We start from the raw sequence: 16,754 nt of genomic DNA, 5'->3' as shown, positions 1-16,754 counted from the left end.
CTACGGGGCAGGAGCGGCCAGGGCGCGGACGACGGCGTGCGCGGCGTCGTCCAGCGCGCGCTCGAGATCGGTGACGACGGATGCCTCCAGCACGCCGCCCTGTGCGACATGCCTGCGCAGGTCGGTGCGCACCCGTGCCCGGAACGCGTTGATCACGGCATCCGCTCGCTGCAGATTCTCGCGGCTGGTGACCCGGGCATCCGACATCCCCGCGCTGCGCGCCCGGGCCTTGGCGGATCTGCGCTCCTCCTGCTCGGCGGTGGCGAGGTCGGCCCGCAGGCTGCGCATGGCCTCCTGCACGCTCTGCCGCACCTCGCTGGCGATCAGGCGGATGGAGTCGGACAGCCCCTGCTCGATGCCGACGAGATCCTCCGCCCTGTCCGCGAGCTCGGCACGACCGGCGTCCGTGATGGCGTACACGGTCGTGCGGCCCTCGACGGTCTTGGTGACCAGACCCTCCTCCTCGAGCTTGGCGAGCCTCGGGTAGATGGTGCCGGCGCTGGGGGTGTATGTGCCGCCGGTGCGGTCGGTGAGCGCCTGGATGATGCCGTAGCCGTGCTGCGGGGCCTCGCCCAGCAGCGACAGCAGGTACAGCCGCAGATCGCCGTGCGAGAAGACCGCGGGCGTCATGACTGCTCCCATTCCGCGTCGTCGGCGACGGAGACCCTCGGGCGGCGGAGCACCGTGATGCCGCCCGAGACGGTGTTCGCGCGCACGTCGACGAAGCTGCCGGCCAGCTCGCCCACCGTCCCGGTGTAGCTGCTGGGACCCCCGCTGGAGCGCTGGATGCCGTCGACCATGAGCCGTCCGCTCATGCTGCGCAGTGCGTAGTTGGCGGGCAGGGTCTCATCCAGCCGCACGGTCACACCGCCGGAGACGGTGTTGAGGTTCACGGTGTTGGCGTCGCCGACGGCGTCGATGAGGATGGCGCCCGAGACGGTGTCGATGGTCGCCTTGCGCAGCGTGCCCGTGACGGCCACGTCGCCGGAGACGCTGTTGGCTGTCACGGCGCCCGCGAGGCCGCGCAGCTGCACGTCCCCGGAGACGGAGTTGACCGACAGGTCGCCCCGCACCTCGTCGGCGATGATGTCGCCGGAGACGGTGTTGAGTCTGATGTCGGTGCGGATGCCGGAGACCAGTGCGCCGGCGCTGACGACGCCCAGGGCGAGGGCGATGGTGCGCGGCACGGCCACGCTGATCTCGGCACGGGGTCCGCCGGCGCCGAAGTTGCGGAACACCTCGAGGAAGTTGTCCCACCCGATCTGGGGGTGGTCGATCTCGACCCTCGTGCCGTCGGATTCGATGCGCAGGTCCTTGGTGGTGACGCCGTGCACCTCGATGCGGATGCCGGGGTCGTCGTGGGCGATGACGTCGACCTGCCCGCCGACGAGCCCGATCTTGAGCTGGGACGCCGAGGCGATGTCGATGACGCGTTCCTCGCCGGGGGCGATGAGCCACTTCTCGGTCATGGTCGTTCTCTTCCTGGTGAGGCGATATCGAGATATATCGCGTGTTGTGAGAATAACACGATATATCTCGAGTATGTCAAGTGGTTCAGGAGACGGCACCGCCGGGGCGGAGTTCGTCCGCGACGCCTGCGCGTCTATGCGGAGGCGAACCTGTAGGCGGGGCGCGCATCCGTCGGGGGTGGACACCGCGGGTCACAGGTAGTCTGGCTGGACGATGAGGATCACTCGCCGCACACTGCTGCTCGGCGCCGGGACGGGCGCCGCCGCGATGCTTCTCGCCGCCTGCACCCCGGAGCCGGAGCCCACCCCGACCCCCAGCACCCCGGCACCGGAGCCCGCCGCGCCGCCGAAGGTGCCGGCGCCCGCCGCCTGGCTGCGCAGCACGTGGTCGACGGATCCCTACTCCTTCGGTGCCATCAGCTATCTGCCCGCCGGCACCGACCCGCAGCAGCGCGCGGCACTCGCCGAACCCGTCGACGACCGGCTGTTCTTCGCCGGGGAGGCGCTGGACGACACCCGCCCCGGCACCGTCCTCGGAGCCGTGGACTCCGGCCGCAGCGCGGCACTCGCGCTCATCATGGCCGCGACGGGGCAGGAGCGCGTCGCCGTCATCGGGGCGGGCGCCTCAGGAGTCGTGGCGGGCCGACTGCTGGCGGATGCCGGGCACGACGTGACGATCTTCGAGGCTCGCGACCGCTCCGGAGGCCGCATCCTCAGCCGCACCGCCGACGAGTGGCCGATCCCCGCCCAGCTGGGCGCCTGGCTCATCTCGGCCGAGCAGCTGGCCGCGCTCAAGGGCCGGCTCACCGCGCTCGGCGAGCAGCAGCTGGCCTTCGAGACGACGACGGGATGGTCGCAGGACGGCGCGACCGACGCGCCCTCCGGCGAGGCCATCGCGCAGGCCGTCGAGCATGCGAAGGAGCTGCCGGCCGACGTGCCGCTCTCCGAGGCGCTCGAACAGGACGGCGCCGACCCCTCAGACCCCGCGCTCGCCGCGGCGCTGGCGTGGCTGGCGGCCACGACGGCGGCCGACCCGCAGAAGGCGTCCAGCTGGTACCCGCCGACACCACCCGAGGACGGCCTGGCGGGCATGGCGGAGGACCTCGGGGAGTTCTTCGACGAGCATCTGCAGGACCTCGAGATCACCCTCGCCTCACCCGTCGTCCGCGTGGCCTACGACGACAGCGGCGTGAGCCTGCGGCTGGGCACCGGGGAGGCGCTGTCCTTCGACAGGGTCGTCGTCACCGCACCGCTGGGCGTGCTCCAGCAGCAGGGCATCGAGTTCGCCCCGGCGCTGCCGTTCTCGCACCGCGGTGCCATCGCCGCGTTGGCATCCGGCTTCATCGAGACCGTGTGGATGCGCTTCGACGAGCCGTTCTGGGAGGCCGATGAGGCCGTCTGGCACGTCGTCGGCGGCGACGGCGCCATCCGCACCTGGATCAATCTGCACCCCGCCACGGGGGAGCCCGTGCTGGTCGGCATCGTCGGCGGGCCGCAGGCCGAGCAGTTCGCCGGGCTCAGCGACCACGACGCGCAGGTCGCCGCCCGCGCCTCACTGGCCCTCTTCGCGCCGGCGTCGGCGGACGAGAGCTGATCACACCCCAGGGCGGCAGGCTCACCGGCATCCGACTGATCAGGACCAGCGCGACGGCCACCACGGCGAAGATCGCCAGCGCCGCCAGGCACGACAGCGCCATCTCCGGCAGCCCCGACACCTGCCGGGGGTCCAGGAAGTAGTACGGGTACCAGCCGATGATCCGGCCCCGCCAGATCGTGAAGATCCCCCACAGCGCCGGGTACAGCAGCACGAACGGCACGATCCGCCACGACGCGACGCGACGGCCGGGACCGACGGCCCAGGCGAGCACGGCGAGGGCCGGGAGCACGTAGTGCAGCACCACATCCGACCAGGGCACGGTGATGGGGATGCCGCGGACACCGGCCTGCCAGACGATGATCGAGAACGCCAGCCCGGCGGTGACTGTCCAGCTCAGCACGAGCACCCGAACGGAAGTCAGCCAACCCGGGTCCTCCGCCCGGCGCAGGCAGGTGACGCCCGCCACGATGGCCAGCGCCACGAAGGCGATGTTCGACTGGATGGTCAGATAGGCGAAGAAGTTCTGGCTGGCCAGGGTCTGCGATCCCATGCCCCACAGCATCCGGTGCGCGAGCGACACGACGCACACCGCCGCGGCGAGCAGACGCAGCCATCCGAAGATCCTTCTCGTCTGCACGCGGGTGTCGTCCTCCTGGCCCTGGCCGCTCGTTCTGGCTGAGCGGCCAGCCGTTCCCCGAGTCTACGTAATGCCGCCGCGGCGTCACGGCGCGCGCCGCCGGGAGGGCAGGAGCTCGCGGACGTGACTAGAGTGACGCAGGTGACCCCTTCCCCGCCCGTGCGCACGGTGCTGCGCCGCACCGCACTGGTGGCAGTCGGCGGGACGGCGGGCACGGCCATGCGGCTGCTGCTCGGGACGCTCATCCCGGACGCCGCACCGGGCGTGCTGACGGCCAACATCCTCGGCGCCCTCGCGCTGGGCGTGCTCACCGCGCGGCTGCCCGCGTCCGGCCTGCGCGTGATGCTCGGCACCGGGGTACTGGGCGGGTTCACCACCTACAGCTCCTTCGCCGTCGACGCCGTCGGCCTGTGGGGCGCGACCCCGCTCCTGGCGGCGGGGTACGTCGTGCTCACGCTCACGGGCGGCGTCGCCGCCGCCGTGCTGGGCCTGCGGCTGGGCCGGAGGGAAGCGCGCTCATGAGCGGGTGGGTCCTCCTGCTCGCATCCGTGTGCGGCGGGCTCGGTGCCGCGACGCGCTATCTCGCCGACGTCGGCATCGCGCGGCTGGTGGGGACCCGCTTCCCCTGGGGCATCCTCGTCATCAACGTGACGGGGTCGCTGGCGCTCGGGCTCGTGGTGGGGCTGCTGCCCGGGGCGGCGTTCGTCCTCGGTGCGGGATTCCTGGGCGGGTACACGACCTTCAGCACGGCGATGATCGACACGGTCGCGCTGTGGCGGGACGGCGAACGGCGGGCTTCCGTGCTGTATGCGGGCGGGATGCTCGTGGCCGGCATCGCCGCCGCCGTCCTCGGGCTGGCGGTGGGCGGCGCCCTCTGAGACCGTCCGCGGCGGGGCCGGGCCCCGCCGCCTCCGAGCCCGCATTCTCAGCCGCCTCCTAGCCCGAGAATGTACAAATGTACAGGAAGGGGATGCGATGGCGGAGGCTGTGCGGCGCAGGCGCGATCCGGCGACCCGTCGCCGGGCGATCATCGTGGCCGCGGCCGAGCTGATCCTCGAAGTCGGCGTCGGCGCCCTCACCCACCGCATGATCGCCGCGCGCGCCGACGTGCCGCTGGGAGCGACGACCCAGTACTTCGCCACCCTCGACGATCTGCGGGCCGCGGCCCTGCAGCACCTGGCCGTCGAGGTGGACGGGCGCATCGACGGCATCCGTCAAGCGCTGCGCGAGCGCGGCGCCACACCCGATGTCCTCACCGAGCTCATCCTGCGCGGCCTCGCCGACGTGCGTGCCATGGAGACCGACCGGGCCGTCGTCACCGCCGCCGTCAACGACCCGCAGCTGCGCGAGCTCGCGCGGGGCTGGTCGGCGCGGATGGCCGAGTTCCTCGTCGACGACTACGGCGCCGAGCGCGCGACCGCCGCCGCGATCTTCATCGACGGGGTGCTGTGGCACTCCCGCATCAGCGAGGATCCGCCCTCCGAATCCCTCATCCGTTCCGCCCTCGCCGGGATCCTCGGCGACGGCATCCGTCCTTCGTCCGTGACCGACTGAAACGAGCACTGTGTCGAAACTCTCCGTCCTGAGCCTGCGCAACCGCGCATTGATCGCGCTCGTCACGATCGTCGCCGCCGTCTTCGGCGGACTGGCGCTGACCAATCTCAAGCAGGAGCTCATCCCCTCGCTCGAACTGCCGGCGCTGATCGTCATGACGCCGTACCCCGGCGCCTCGCCCGAGGTGGTGGAGAACGACGTGTCCACGCCCATCGAGAACGCGGTGCAGGGCGTGCCGGGACTGGAGTCGACGACGGCGACCAGCACGACCAACGCGTCCATCGTGCAGGCGATGTTCACCTACGGCACCAACCTCGCCACCGCCGAGCAGAAGATGCAGCAGGCCATCAACCGCATCTCCGGCCAGCTGCCCGAGGATCTGGACCCGCAGGTGCTGAGCATCTCGATCGACGACTTCCCCGTCATCCAGATCGCCGTCACCGGTCTCGGCGAGGGCGATGAGGCTCAGGCCGACCTGCAGAACGTCGTCGTCCCCGAACTGGAGGATGTCGACGGCGTCAACGCCGCGGAGGTCGTCGGCGGTGTCGGCAAGCGGGTGACCATCACCCCGGATGCCGCGGAGCTGGCCGCGCACGGCGCGAACCCGCAGCAGATCCGCGACGCGCTGGCGCAGAACGGGACACTGTTCCCCGGCGGCGACATCACCGAGGACGGGCAGACCCTCACCGTGCAGAGCGGGGTGAAGCTCGGTTCCGTCGACGAGATCGCCGCGCTGCCGCTGGTCGGCACCGACGCCGTCGTCGGCGACGTCGCCACCGTCGTGGAGGAGGACGACCCCGTCACCTCCATCTCGCGCGTCGACGGGGAGGATGCGCTGACCCTCGCCGTCACGAAGCTGCCCGCCGCCAACACCGTGGAGGTCTCGCAGGGGGTGCTGGCCGCACTCGACGAGATCCGGAAGACGTTCCCGGATGCCGAGTTCACCGTCGTCTTCGACCAGGCGCCGTTCATCCAGCAGTCGATCGAGACGCTCGCGACCGAGGGGCTGCTGGGCCTGGCGTTCGCGGTGATCGTCATCCTCGTCTTCCTGTTGTCGATCCGCTCCACCCTCGTCACCGCGATCTCCATCCCGACGAGCGTGCTGATCACCTTCATCGGCCTGCAGGCGTTTGGCTACTCGCTGAACATGCTCACCCTCGGCGCGCTGACCATCGCGATCGGACGCGTGGTGGACGACTCGATCGTCGTGATCGAGAACATCAAACGGCACTACGTGCAGGGCGCCGACAAGGGCGACGCCATCCGGCTCGCCGTGCGAGAGGTCGCAGCGGCCATCACGGCATCCACCATCACGACCGTCGCGGTGTTCCTGCCGATCGTCTTCGTCGGCGACATGGTCGGCGAGCTGTTCCGACCCTTCGCGATGACCGTCACGATCGCCATGGCCGCATCGCTCCTGGTGGCGCTGACGATCGTGCCCGTGCTGGCGTACTGGTTCATGCGGCCGGGCAGGGAGCTGCGCGACGAGCAGGGCCGGCGCATCGACCCGGAGGACCCCGCCGCCCCGCCGACGCCGCTGCAGCGCATCTACCGCCCCATGCTGGGCTGGACGCTCAAGCACTCGGCGACCACCGTCGTGCTGGCCGTGCTCGTGCTCGCCGGCACCGTCGCCGCCGCGCCGCTCATGAAGATCAACTTCCTCGGCGACACGGGGCAGAACACCATGACGGTCACGCAGGACCTCGGCCCCACGGCGAGCCTCGAGACGAAGTCCGAAGCGGCGCTGAAGGTCGAGGACGCGCTGGACGGCATCGACGGCATCGAGCACGTGCAGGCCTCCATCGGCTCCAGCGGATCCTCGCTGCGCGACGCCTTCGCGGGTGGCGGCGGGGTGACCTTCTCCATCCTGACCGCGGAGGACGCCGACCAGGAGGCGCTGCGTGCGGACGTGCAGAAGGCCGTCGACGACCTCGACGACGTCGGCGAGGTGACCGTCGCCGGCGCCGCGGGCGGATTCGGCGCGACCGACATCACCGTGGCCGTGTCCGCCCCCAACGGCGACGACCTCGTCACCGCGACCAAGGCGCTGCGCGACGAGCTGGAGGGCCGGGACGGCATCGGTCAGGTGACCGACAACCTCGCCGCGTCCCTGCCGTACATCGCCGTCGCCATCGACCGCGACAAGGCCGCCGAGCGCGGGCTGTCCGAGGTCGCGGTCGGTTCCATGGTCTCCAACGCCATGCGCCCGCAGCAGCTCGGATCGATCGAGATCGACGGCAGCGCGCTGACCATCTATCTGGCCGCCGAGGAGCCGCCGACGACACTGGCCGAACTGCGGGAGCTTCCGATCCTCAGCGCCCTCGGGCCGATCGAGCTGCAGGACATCGCGACCGTCGAGGAGCGCGAGGGGCCGACCTCGATCACCACCGATCAGGGCCGTCGCACGGCGACCATCACCATCCCGCAGGAGTCCGACGACCTCACCGTCGCGACGGCATCCGTCACGAGCGCGATGGACGCCGTCGATCTGCCCGACGGGGCCACCGCCGAGCTCGGCGGTGTGGCCGAGCAGCAGGCCGACGCGTTCTCGCAGCTGGGCCTGGCCATGCTGGCGGCCATCCTCATCGTCTACGTCGTCATGGTCGCGACGTTCAAGTCGCTGCGTCAGCCCCTGCTGCTGCTCGTGTCGGTGCCGTTCGCGGCCACCGGCGCCATCCTGCTGCAGATCATCACCGGGGTGCCGCTGGGCGTCGCCTCCCTGATCGGCGTGCTGATGCTCATCGGCATCGTCGTCACCAACGCGATCGTGCTCGTCGACCTCGTCAACCAGTACCGCGCGAAGGGCCTGTCCACCGCGGACGCGGTGATGGCCGGCGGCGAGAAGCGTCTGCGACCGATCCTCATGACCGCGCTCGCGACGATCTTCGCGCTCACGCCCATGGCGCTGGGCATCACCGGCCACGGCGGGTTCATCTCGCAGCCGCTGGCGATCGTCGTGATCGGCGGGCTCGTGTCGTCGACGGTGCTCACGCTCATCGTGCTGCCCACCCTGTACAACCTCGTGGAGGGCGCGAAGGAGCGCCGCGCCGCCCGACGTTCCGCACGCGGTGGTGGGGGAGCGGCGGATGACGGCGGCGACGGCCACGGCGGAGCGCCGCATGCCGACCCCGGCGATGCAGGTGCGGCCGTGCCGGCGGCTGCGGTTTCGCCGTTCTCCGCCGCGCCCGCGGGGGAGGACGCACCGCACGAGGCGGCCGCGCCGGCGCAGGAACCGGTGACCGGCGCGCTCGCCGTCCGCGCCCCCGACGCGTCGCCCGCCGAAGGCGAGCCGCGCACGGAGCAGCTCATCGAGACCGATGGGGCCGGTCGAGCCGGCACCGACTCGATGATGGCTGCGGCCGCCGCGGCATCCGCTGCCGCTGCGGCAGCCGCCTCCGCAGCAGCCGCAGCGGCGTCCGTCGTCGCGAACGCCGCCTCCGACCGGCAGGAGCACTACCTCACCCGTCGAGAGCTGCGCGCCCGCGGCCTGCCTTCGGCGAACCAGGTGGACTGAGTCGCGGTCCGGCGGGCGCCGTTCGTCAGCGCGAGTAGTGGATGCCCCACTCCAGCGTCCACGACTCGCCGGGCTCCAGGCGGCGCAGGCCCCGTCCGGAGTTGAACGCGTCCGCCGGGGCCGACATCGGCTCGACGGCGACGACGAGCTGCCGGCCGGGGTAGCCGGTGTAGGTGAACGCCTGCACGTAGTCGAGTCCCGGACCCTGCCACAGGGTGACGGTGCGTCCGTCGGGCGCGGCGAGCGTGCTGCGCGCCAGACCGTCGGCGTCGCGGCGCAGGTTCGCGAACCCGGTGTCCAGCTGCACGTCGCCCAGGCGTCGTCCCTCCCGCAGGTCGGTGCCGCCCGACACGGGGGACTCACCGACCGGCAGCATCCGCTCGTCGGTCTCGAACCACGTCTGTGCGGGGATCGTCAGCACCAGCTCGCGCGCATCCGCGTCGCCGATCGTGAGATACGGGTGGGTGCCGAGGGCGACGGGCGCGGCTGCGGGGGAGCGGTTGACGAGGGTGTGCGTGACGTCGATGCCGGCATCCGTCAGCGCGTAGTGGACACTCGTGCCCACCAGGTACGGATACCCCGTCTGCGGGACGATGCTCGCCGTCAGCGTCACGGCGTCCTCGGTCTGATCGGAGATCTCGTAGGCGGTGAAGCGCAGCAGCCCGTGGCTCGCGTTGCGGAACTTCGGCTCGGTGATCGCGAGGGCACGGGTGGTGTCGCCGTCCTGCCAGACGCCGTCACGGACCCGGTTCGGCCAGGGCGCGAGCACGATGCCCGAGGCGCCGGGCGTCGGCGACTCCTCCGGGTACGGCGGCACGATGTCGACGTCGCCGACCGCGAGATGCCGCAGGGAGGCGCCGACCTGCGCGATCTGCGCGGTCACGTCGCCGAGTCGGAGGTGCGTCTGGATACCGGTGGGGGAGCTGGCTGCGGGGTCGAGAGGCATGGAGCCATCGTAGAGCCGCAGGGGCTGCGCCGGGCGGTCTCCCAGGCGGCTCCGCTATGCTGGTGCGGTCGGCTTCGGGCACCCGCGGGCAGCGGGACGTGTGACAGTGTGAGCCCAGGGGCCGATGGTTCGACGACCATCACATGAATGGCCCCGGCCGACGGATGCCCGGGTTTGTCCGCGGTGCGCTGATCTCTGTGCGCACGGGAGCGGATGCTGTTCTCGTGTCAGAGACAGTGAGGAAGCACCATGCCGAAGAACGGCAGACTCAAGGGCGGACGGCCGTCCCGCAACTTCGATCCGCGCTACGCCAGGAAGACGTCGTTCCGCGACCGTCACGCCGGCGGACGCCCGATTCGTGACGACGACCGGAGAACGGATGCCGGAGAGCGCCGCTCCGCCTCCTCCGACGGGCGTGCCGATCGTCGGCCGGGAAGCATCAGCCCCAAGCACCGCGGCTACCGTCCGCCGGATGCCGGGGGCGCTGCCCCCAAGCGCCGATGGAGCGACTCCGAGCGTGCGGGGCGCGATGAGGCCCGCGCCATCCGCAACCGTGCGGAGTCCGGCCGCCGCGAGGCGCCACACCGTCGCGGTGATCGTGACGAGCGCGGCCACGGGCGGCGTTTCGAGGAGCGTCCGGAACGTCGCTTCGACGAGCGTCCGCGTCGTGACGGCGGCTTCGGTCGCGACGGGCGCGGCCGCGACGACCGGAGCGACAGGTCGCACCGCAGCCGTGACGAGCGCGGCACGCGCGGCGGGTACGACCGTCGTGACGAGCGTCCGCGTCGCGATGACCGCCCGCGTCGCGACGACCGCCCGGGCTTCGAGCGCGGCCACCGTTCCGCGCGCCCTGTCCGCCACGACCGCTTCGACGCTGCGAACCGCGCCGAGAGCGTCCGAGCCCGCGAGGAGCACGTCGACATCGTGCACGAGCGCCTCGAGGCCGAGGCCGTCCGGGCATCCGATGTCGCCGATGTCTCCTTCAGCGACCTGGGCCTGGGGTCGAACATCGTCGAGGCACTGAAGAACATGGGCGCCGAGACGCCGTTCCCGATCCAGGCCGCCACCATCCCCTCGATCCTGCAGGGGCGCGACGTGCTGGGCCGGGGGCGGACGGGGTCGGGCAAGACCATCGCCTTCGGCGCGCCGCTGGTGGAGAGCATCCTGCAGTCGCAGAGGGGCGGGCGCCGCGAGTTCGGTCGCCGTCCGCGCGCGCTCATCCTCGCGCCCACGCGCGAACTGGCCCTGCAGATCGACCGCACCGTGCAGCCGATCGCCCGCAGCGTTGGACTGTTCACCACGCAGATCTACGGCGGCGTGCCGCAGGCGCGCCAGGTGGGGGCGCTCAAGAAGGGCGTCGACATCGTCATCGGCACGCCCGGCCGCATCGAGGATCTCATCGAGCAGCGCAAGCTCGACCTCTCCGACGTGCGCATCGCCGTGCTGGATGAGGCCGATCACATGGCCGAGCTGGGCTTCGCGGAGCCCGTGCAGCGCATCCTCCGCAGGACGGGCACGGGGCTCTCCGGCGGCACGACGAGCCAGAAGCTGCTGTTCTCAGCGACCCTCGATCGCGAGGTCGCCGCGATCGTCGACGAGTTCCTCGTCGATCCTGCAGTGTACGAGGTCGCCGGTGAGGATCAGGACTCGAGCTCCATCGAGCATCGCGTGCTCGTGATCGAGCACCGCGACAAGGCGGAGGTGCTCGGCTCGCTCGTCGACCGAGAGGGCCGCACCCTCGTGTTCACGCGCACGCGCGCCTATGCGGAGATGCTCACCGAGCAGTTCGAGGATGCCGGCATCCCCGCCGTCGCGCTGCACGGCGACCTCAACCAGGCCAAGCGCACCCGCAACCTGCACAAGCTCACCTCCGGCAAGGTGCGGGTGCTCGTCGCCACGGACGTCGCCGCCCGCGGCATCCACGTCGACGACATCGATCTCGTCGTTCAGGCCGACGCCCCCGACGAGTACAAGACCTACCTGCACCGCGCGGGCCGCACCGGGCGCGCCGGGCACGCGGGTCGCGTGGTCACCCTGATCACCCGGCACCGCCGTCGCCGCATGGAGGATCTGCTGGCGCGGGCGCAGATCCACGCCCCGTTCGACGTCGCGGAGCCCGGCGACGACGTCATCGAGGAGATCGCGGGGCGGATGCCGACGGACGCCGAGCTGACCGCTTGACGCCGGTCGCGGCTCTGCGTGGTTCGGCGCGATTCCTCGCGCCCCAACCCGGGCGCTCGCCTCAGCCCGGGCGCTCGCGCCAGAACAGGGGATTCGGCCACGACAGGACGGATTCGTCGGAGGATGTCCTGTTTCCGGTGAATCTCCTGTTCTCGGTGACGCGGCGACGGGGATGGGGGAGCACGGATGCCGAGGTGCCGGCGACGTCGGAGCAGTCCGGCCGCTTAGGCTGAGCGCATGGAGTGGAACGAGTGGGCGACGGCGGGCGGCACGGTCTGGTTCTGCATCGCGCTGACGATCAGTGCTCTGGCGGGGCTGCAGGGCCGCACGAAGCTCGGCTGGTTCATCCTCGGGATGATCTTCGGCCCGCTGGCGCTGCTGATCCTGGTCTTCTTGACCGAGCCGCTCGGGAAGCGGTGATCACGGCACCTTCCGCGGCCATGGACCCGTCCCGCCCGGTCCGTCCCGCCCGGTCCGTCCCACCCGTCCCGTCGCCCGGCCCGTCGCCCCAGAACAGGAGATTCGGCCAGAACAGGACGGAATCGCCGGGTGATGTCCTGTTCTCGGTGAATCTCCTGTTCTCGCGCAACACAGCGCGGCGGCGATCAGAACAGGGTGGCGGGCGCAGGCGCTGCAAGAGGCGCCGGGTTCGTGCGCGCTCGCAGCATCCCCCGCATCCGGTCGTGCTCCTGCTCCGACTGCGCGCGCAGGCCGTGGGCGCGGATGAGCGGACGTATGCGCTCCGCGAGCCACCGCCGGTAGCCCTTCGGCGCCTCGGACGCCGCCCCCGGGTACAGTCCACGGTACGCGGCGACGAGGTCGGGGCGCTCGCGCTGCAGCCACTGGAAGAACCACGGCTTCACGCCCGCGCGCAGGTGCAGGGCGCCGTAGACGGCATGGGCGGCGCCGGCGTCGGCGATGCGCCGCAGCGCGGAATCGATCGCGTCGACGGAGTCGGTCAGATACGGCAGGACGGGCATGAGGAACACGCCGACCCGGAATCCCGCATCCGTCAGTGCGCGCACCGTGTCCAGTCGCGCCTGCGTGGACGGCGTCCCCGGCTCGATGGAGCGCTGCAGCGCTTCGTCGTACATCGCGATGGACAGCTGGATGTCCACCGGTACCCGCGCGGCCGCTTCGACCAGCAGGGGGATGTCGCGGCGGATCAGCGTGCCCTTGGTGAGGATCGACATCGGCGTGCCCGAGTCCGCCAGTGCGGCGATGATCCCCGGCATCAGCCGGTACCGCCCCTCCGCCCGCTGGTACGGGTCGGTGTTGGTGCCCAGTGCGACGGTCTCGTGCTGCCAGGACCCCCGACGCAGCTCGCGCCGGAGCACGTCGACGACGTTGGTCTTCACGACGATCTGCGAATCGAAGTCGTGCCCCGCATCCAGGTCCAGGTACTGGTGGGTGCCCCGGGCGAAGCAGTTGTGGCTGATGACGCCGTTGGCCACGAAATCGCCCGTGCCTGTGGTGATGTCGACGAGTGTGCGGGTGCCTGGCAACTCCTCGATACTGATGACGCGGAGATCCGCAACGGATTTCACGGCGGTGCCTTCGATGCTCGGTTTCCGAGTGATTGCCGGGCTCGCAACGGCGAAGAACTTCATCCGAGAGGGCAATCCGCCCGTGACCCTGACGCTGCGGACGCCGTTGACGCGGGGAGGTTCGAGCGTGCAGGGGATGTCGAAGGCACGGAGCGCCGACATGATCGTGCTCAGGAGGACGGGGTCTCGGTTCGAGATGCGCAGCACGCCTCGCGAGCAGCTGCCCTCTGCGTCGAAGATGCCGGACAGGAATCCTCTTCTCCAATCCTTGGATGGGAAGACGGGGATGCCGGTCATCCGTGCTCGAGTCTCGCTCCGGAGTGAGAAGGGGCGCGTGATGGTGCTGACGCCTTCGGACGCCGGGTAGCCGCGCCGGTAGTCGGCGCTGTCGGGCGCGGATGCCGATTGCGGTGTCCCTCCGCCGAACCCCATGAGCCGGTTGTCCACGGTGAGATGCGGCCGCTGGCCGTCATGCGCATCGGCCACATGCTTCCACCCGCGGTCGGTGAGGAACCGGTGGTCGCCGCTTGCGATCAATTCGGTCCCGTCTGCGAGCGTGACCCGATACGCGGTCTTGCGGGTCGTCCACTTCGCTTGCACGCGTGTCCTGATGTAGCGCCGGCAGCGGCCCTGCCGCTCGGTTCCGATGATCTCGTCGCCGGTTCGCAGATCGCGTATCGGCCTCTGGCGCCCGTCTGCGCACAGGACGAGTGTGCGCGGATCCACGCAGTAGACGCACGCATGGCTGCATCCGCGGTACGGGTTGATCGTCCAGCGGAAGGGCATCCGCGAGACGGCGGGCACGGCGTTCAGGGCGGAGCGCGCGAGCACCTCGTGGAACGTCATGCCCGCGAACTCGGGCGTCGTGACCGACTGCACGATGCCGCTGCGGTTCTCCAGACCGGGCAGCGCCGCGGCGTCCGCGTCGTCGATCGTCTGACCCTGCCACCGCATCTCTTCATTCGAACATAACAACGATGGAGACGTCAAGGGCATGGCGAACATCTGTTCCCCTCCGGTCATGCGTCAGAATGGACGGATGAGCGCCACGCACTCCCGGCATGCGTCGCGTGGACCGCTCGCCGTGAAGGTCGCCCTGCCCATCGGCGTGCTGTTCACGGCGATCGCTTCGCTGGGGGCACTGGGTGGGGTGATCGCGGCGGATCCCGCGCCGATTCCCCTGCCCGCCCCCGCTGCGGCGATGGCGCTGCCGGATGTGCGGATGGCGCAGACACCGGCCGCCGACCCCTGCGCGGATGCCGCGGTCCGCTCGGCACTGACGGCGGGCGACGACGAGGCGACCGTGCACGCGTTCGGCGGGGGCGAGCAGTTCCGTGCGGCGGTCGTGGCGGGCAACGCACCCTGCATCTCCCTCGAGGACCCGCACCGTGATTGGGTCGTCGTCAACAAGCTCCGGCCGCTGCAGCCGGCGGACTTCGCCCCGGCATCCGTCGTCGCCTCCGATCTGCGCGGACTGTCGGGGTCGGTGAGCATGCGGCCGGAGGTCGCCGACGCGCTGAGCCGGATGGGCGCCGCGATGGTCGCGGAAGGGGGCGGCGCCCTGGGGGTGAACAACGCGTATCGCTCCTACGGCCTGCAGCAGGTCACGTACTCGCGCTTCGTGCGCTCGGAGGGTGTCGAGGGAGCGGATGCCGGGTCGGCGCGCCCCGGTCACAGCGAGCATCAGAGCGGTCTGGCCGTCGACGTCGTCGCCTGCTCGAGCGGATGCGGGTCCCTCGGCCAATTCGGAGCGACCGCGCAGAGCGACTGGATCGTCCGGCATGCGCATGAGTACGGCTTCATCGTGCGGTACGAGAAGGATGCCGAGGGAGTCACCGGGTACATGCCCGAGCCCTGGCATCTGCGGTACATCGGGGTCGAGCTGGCGACGGTGTATCACGAGGGCGGTTTCCGCACCCTCGAGGAGTTCTTCGGGCTTCCGCCCGCTCCCGATTACGGACACTGACGCATCCGCGCTCGAAGTGCGGATGCCGTCGTGCGGGCCGCATTGACGGCATCCCACAAATGCGGGACGCAGTCTCAACTTCTATGGAACGCGTTCCCACAATGCAGTGTCGCGAACCGTCTTCCGACCGTAGACTCCCGGTGCGAAGACGCACGCGATCGTCAGGAGGACACCATGGAACGCGACATCTACGAAGAGGACCACGAGACCTTCCGCGACCTGGTCAAGGACTTCGTCAAGCGCTACGCCACCAACGAGAACATCGAGCGGTGGGAGGCAGCCGGCGAGGTCGACCGCGACACCCTTCTCGCCGCGGGCGAGGCCGGCATCATCGGACTCTCCGTGCCCGAGGAGTTCGGCGGCGCGGGAATGCTGCAGGATTACCGGTTCCGTTCCATCGTGATGGAGGAGGTCATCGCCGCGGGGGCGGGATCGCTCGCCGGCGCCCTGGGGATCCAAGACGACCTGGCCGTGCCGTACCTCGTGCACATGGGCACGCAGGAGCAGAAGGAGAAGTGGCTGCCGCGGATGGCCACCGGCGAGGTGCTGGGCGCGCTGGCCATGACCGACCCCGGCGCCGGCAGCGACCTGCGCGGCATCAAGACCACCGCGAAGAAGGTCGACGGCGGCTACATCGTCAATGGGGCGAAGACGTTCATCTCCTCCGGCACGACGGCCGACATCGTGATCACCTTCGTGAAGACCGGCGAGGGAACCCGCCCCGACGCGTTCAGCCTGCTCATCCTCGAAAAGGGCATGGAGGGGTTCGACCAGGGCAAGAAGCTGCGCAAGATGGGCTTCCACGGCTGGGACACCGCGGAGCTGAGCTTCACGGACGTGTTCGTCCCCGACGAGAACCTCATCAGCGGCAAGGAGGGACAGGGCTTCATCCAGCTGATGATGAACCTGCCGTTGGAGCGGCTGTCGATCGGCGTCGCCGCTGCGGCCGTCGCGCAGGCCGCGACGGACTGGACCGTCGCCTACACGAAGGATCGCGAGGCGTTCGGCGAGCGCATCGCCGACTTCCAGAACACCCGCTTCCGCCTCGCCGACATGGCCACCACGACCGAGGCGATGTGGGCATACGTCGACCGCGCGCTGCTGGCCTACAAGGACCGCAGGCTCACCGCGGAGGACGCGGCGAAGGTGAAGTTCTGGGCCACCGAGCGCGAGTGGGAGGTGCTCGACATGGGAGTGCAGCTGCACGGCGGCTACGGCTACATCATGGAGTACCCCATCGCGAAGGCGTTCACCGACGCCCGCGTGCACCGCATCTACGGCGGAACCAACGAGATCATGCGCGACATCGTCGGTCGTCAGATCGCCGGCAAGCGCTGACGTCG

At 70.6% G+C, this 16,754-nt stretch carries 14 protein-coding genes; 9 read left to right on the top strand and 5 right to left on the bottom strand.

From position 1 onward, the window contains the following. Positions 1-630, bottom strand: a complete 630-nt coding sequence (locus tag ABD770_RS04795) for a PadR family transcriptional regulator (protein ID WP_344818372.1) — start codon at positions 628-630, stop codon at positions 1-3. Then, a complete protein-coding gene (locus tag ABD770_RS04790) occupies positions 627-1,469 on the bottom strand; it encodes a DUF4097 family beta strand repeat-containing protein (protein WP_344818371.1) in 843 nt (280 codons plus the stop codon). Before ABD770_RS04790 ends, ABD770_RS04795 begins: the two co-directional genes overlap by 4 nt. A 214-nt stretch (positions 1,470-1,683) precedes the next feature. Here ABD770_RS04790 and ABD770_RS04785 point away from each other — a divergent pair, with 214 nt between their 5' ends. Further along, positions 1,684-3,063: a flavin monoamine oxidase family protein gene (locus ABD770_RS04785; RefSeq protein WP_344818370.1), complete on the top strand. Its 1,380-nt coding sequence runs from the start codon at positions 1,684-1,686 to the stop codon at positions 3,061-3,063. On the opposite strand, the gene ABD770_RS04780 is transcribed toward ABD770_RS04785, so the two are convergent. Next, a complete protein-coding gene (locus ABD770_RS04780; protein ID WP_344818369.1) occupies positions 2,987-3,703 on the bottom strand; it encodes a Pr6Pr family membrane protein in 717 nt (238 codons plus the stop codon). The two genes, ABD770_RS04785 and ABD770_RS04780, sit on opposite strands and share 77 nt — an antisense overlap. A 141-nt stretch (positions 3,704-3,844) precedes the next feature. Here ABD770_RS04780 and ABD770_RS04775 point away from each other — a divergent pair, with 141 nt between their 5' ends. The 4 genes from ABD770_RS04775 to ABD770_RS04760 all read left to right on the top strand — a co-directional run bounded on the left by ABD770_RS04775 (position 3,845) and on the right by ABD770_RS04760 (position 8,771). Beyond that, positions 3,845-4,225 (top strand): fluoride efflux transporter FluC, encoded by a 381-nt coding sequence (locus ABD770_RS04775; RefSeq protein ID WP_344818368.1) that lies wholly within the window; start codon positions 3,845-3,847, stop codon positions 4,223-4,225. Beyond that, positions 4,222-4,581 carry a fluoride efflux transporter FluC gene (locus ABD770_RS04770; protein ID WP_344818367.1) on the top strand — a complete coding sequence of 120 codons (360 nt, stop codon included), beginning with the start codon at positions 4,222-4,224 and terminating at the stop codon, positions 4,579-4,581. The genes ABD770_RS04775 and ABD770_RS04770 overlap by 4 nt, the downstream gene beginning before the upstream one ends. Positions 4,582-4,678: 97 nt before the next feature. After that, positions 4,679-5,257 (top strand): TetR/AcrR family transcriptional regulator, encoded by a 579-nt coding sequence (locus ABD770_RS04765; protein WP_344818366.1) that lies wholly within the window; start codon positions 4,679-4,681, stop codon positions 5,255-5,257. Between the two features lie 10 nt (positions 5,258-5,267). After that, on the top strand, positions 5,268-8,771 hold the full coding sequence (locus tag ABD770_RS04760) for an efflux RND transporter permease subunit (protein WP_344818365.1): 3,504 nt from the start codon (positions 5,268-5,270) through the stop codon (positions 8,769-8,771). Positions 8,772-8,796: 25 nt separating this feature from the next. Here the strand turns inward: ABD770_RS04760 and ABD770_RS04755 are convergent, their stop codons facing one another. Beyond that, positions 8,797-9,717 (bottom strand): aldose 1-epimerase family protein, encoded by a 921-nt coding sequence (locus ABD770_RS04755; protein ID WP_344818364.1) that lies wholly within the window; start codon positions 9,715-9,717, stop codon positions 8,797-8,799. Positions 9,718-9,966: 249 nt separating this feature from the next. On the opposite strand from ABD770_RS04755, the gene ABD770_RS04750 reads away from it, so the two are divergent. Together ABD770_RS04750 and ABD770_RS04745 are read left to right on the top strand one after the other, a co-directional pair. Further along, complete coding sequence (locus tag ABD770_RS04750; protein ID WP_344818363.1) at positions 9,967-11,898, top strand: DEAD/DEAH box helicase; 1,932 nt, start codon at positions 9,967-9,969, stop codon at positions 11,896-11,898. Positions 11,899-12,135: 237 nt separating this feature from the next. Next, positions 12,136-12,318 carry a hypothetical protein gene (locus tag ABD770_RS04745; protein WP_344818362.1) on the top strand — a complete coding sequence of 61 codons (183 nt, stop codon included), beginning with the start codon at positions 12,136-12,138 and terminating at the stop codon, positions 12,316-12,318. A 185-nt stretch (positions 12,319-12,503) separates the two neighbouring features. Here ABD770_RS04745 and ABD770_RS04740 read toward each other — a convergent pair whose 3' ends face one another. After that, the gene (locus ABD770_RS04740; RefSeq protein WP_344818361.1) at positions 12,504-14,399 is read right to left on the bottom strand and encodes an intein-containing Rv2578c family radical SAM protein; all 1,896 of its coding nucleotides are present in this window, start codon (positions 14,397-14,399) and stop codon (positions 12,504-12,506) included. 85 nt (positions 14,400-14,484) lie between these two features. Here ABD770_RS04740 and ABD770_RS04735 point away from each other — a divergent pair, with 85 nt between their 5' ends. Together ABD770_RS04735 and ABD770_RS04730 are read left to right on the top strand one after the other, a co-directional pair. Beyond that, positions 14,485-15,411 carry a M15 family metallopeptidase gene (locus tag ABD770_RS04735; protein ID WP_344818360.1) on the top strand — a complete coding sequence of 309 codons (927 nt, stop codon included), beginning with the start codon at positions 14,485-14,487 and terminating at the stop codon, positions 15,409-15,411. A gap of 174 nt (positions 15,412-15,585) precedes the next feature. Continuing rightward, the gene (locus ABD770_RS04730) at positions 15,586-16,749 is read left to right on the top strand and encodes an acyl-CoA dehydrogenase family protein (RefSeq protein ID WP_344818359.1); all 1,164 of its coding nucleotides are present in this window, start codon (positions 15,586-15,588) and stop codon (positions 16,747-16,749) included. Positions 16,750-16,754 lie beyond the last annotated feature (5 nt).

It is taken from the genome of Microbacterium soli (assembly GCF_039539005.1).
Lineage (GTDB): Bacteria > Actinomycetota > Actinomycetes > Actinomycetales > Microbacteriaceae > Microbacterium > Microbacterium soli.
The sequence above is the reverse complement of the archived record's forward strand: the minus strand, read 5'-3'. Positions and strand labels throughout refer to the sequence as shown.

Coding starts and splice junctions, on each gene's coding strand:
- ABD770_RS04745 (WP_344818362.1), top strand. CDS start 12,136: ATGGAGTGGAACGAGTGGGCGACGGCGGGCGGCACGGTCTGGTTCTGC.
- ABD770_RS04740 (WP_344818361.1), bottom strand. CDS start 14,399: ATGCGGTGGCAGGGTCAGACGATCGACGACGCGGACGCCGCGGCGCTG.
- ABD770_RS04795 (WP_344818372.1), bottom strand. CDS start 630: ATGACGCCCGCGGTCTTCTCGCACGGCGATCTGCGGCTGTACCTGCTG.
- ABD770_RS04770 (WP_344818367.1), top strand. CDS start 4,222: ATGAGCGGGTGGGTCCTCCTGCTCGCATCCGTGTGCGGCGGGCTCGGT.
- ABD770_RS04765 (WP_344818366.1), top strand. CDS start 4,679: ATGGCGGAGGCTGTGCGGCGCAGGCGCGATCCGGCGACCCGTCGCCGG.
- ABD770_RS04790 (WP_344818371.1), bottom strand. CDS start 1,469: ATGACCGAGAAGTGGCTCATCGCCCCCGGCGAGGAACGCGTCATCGAC.
- ABD770_RS04785 (WP_344818370.1), top strand. CDS start 1,684: ATGAGGATCACTCGCCGCACACTGCTGCTCGGCGCCGGGACGGGCGCC.
- ABD770_RS04750 (WP_344818363.1), top strand. CDS start 9,967: ATGCCGAAGAACGGCAGACTCAAGGGCGGACGGCCGTCCCGCAACTTC.
- ABD770_RS04755 (WP_344818364.1), bottom strand. CDS start 9,717: ATGCCTCTCGACCCCGCAGCCAGCTCCCCCACCGGTATCCAGACGCAC.
- ABD770_RS04735 (WP_344818360.1), top strand. CDS start 14,485: ATGAGCGCCACGCACTCCCGGCATGCGTCGCGTGGACCGCTCGCCGTG.
- ABD770_RS04730 (WP_344818359.1), top strand. CDS start 15,586: ATGGAACGCGACATCTACGAAGAGGACCACGAGACCTTCCGCGACCTG.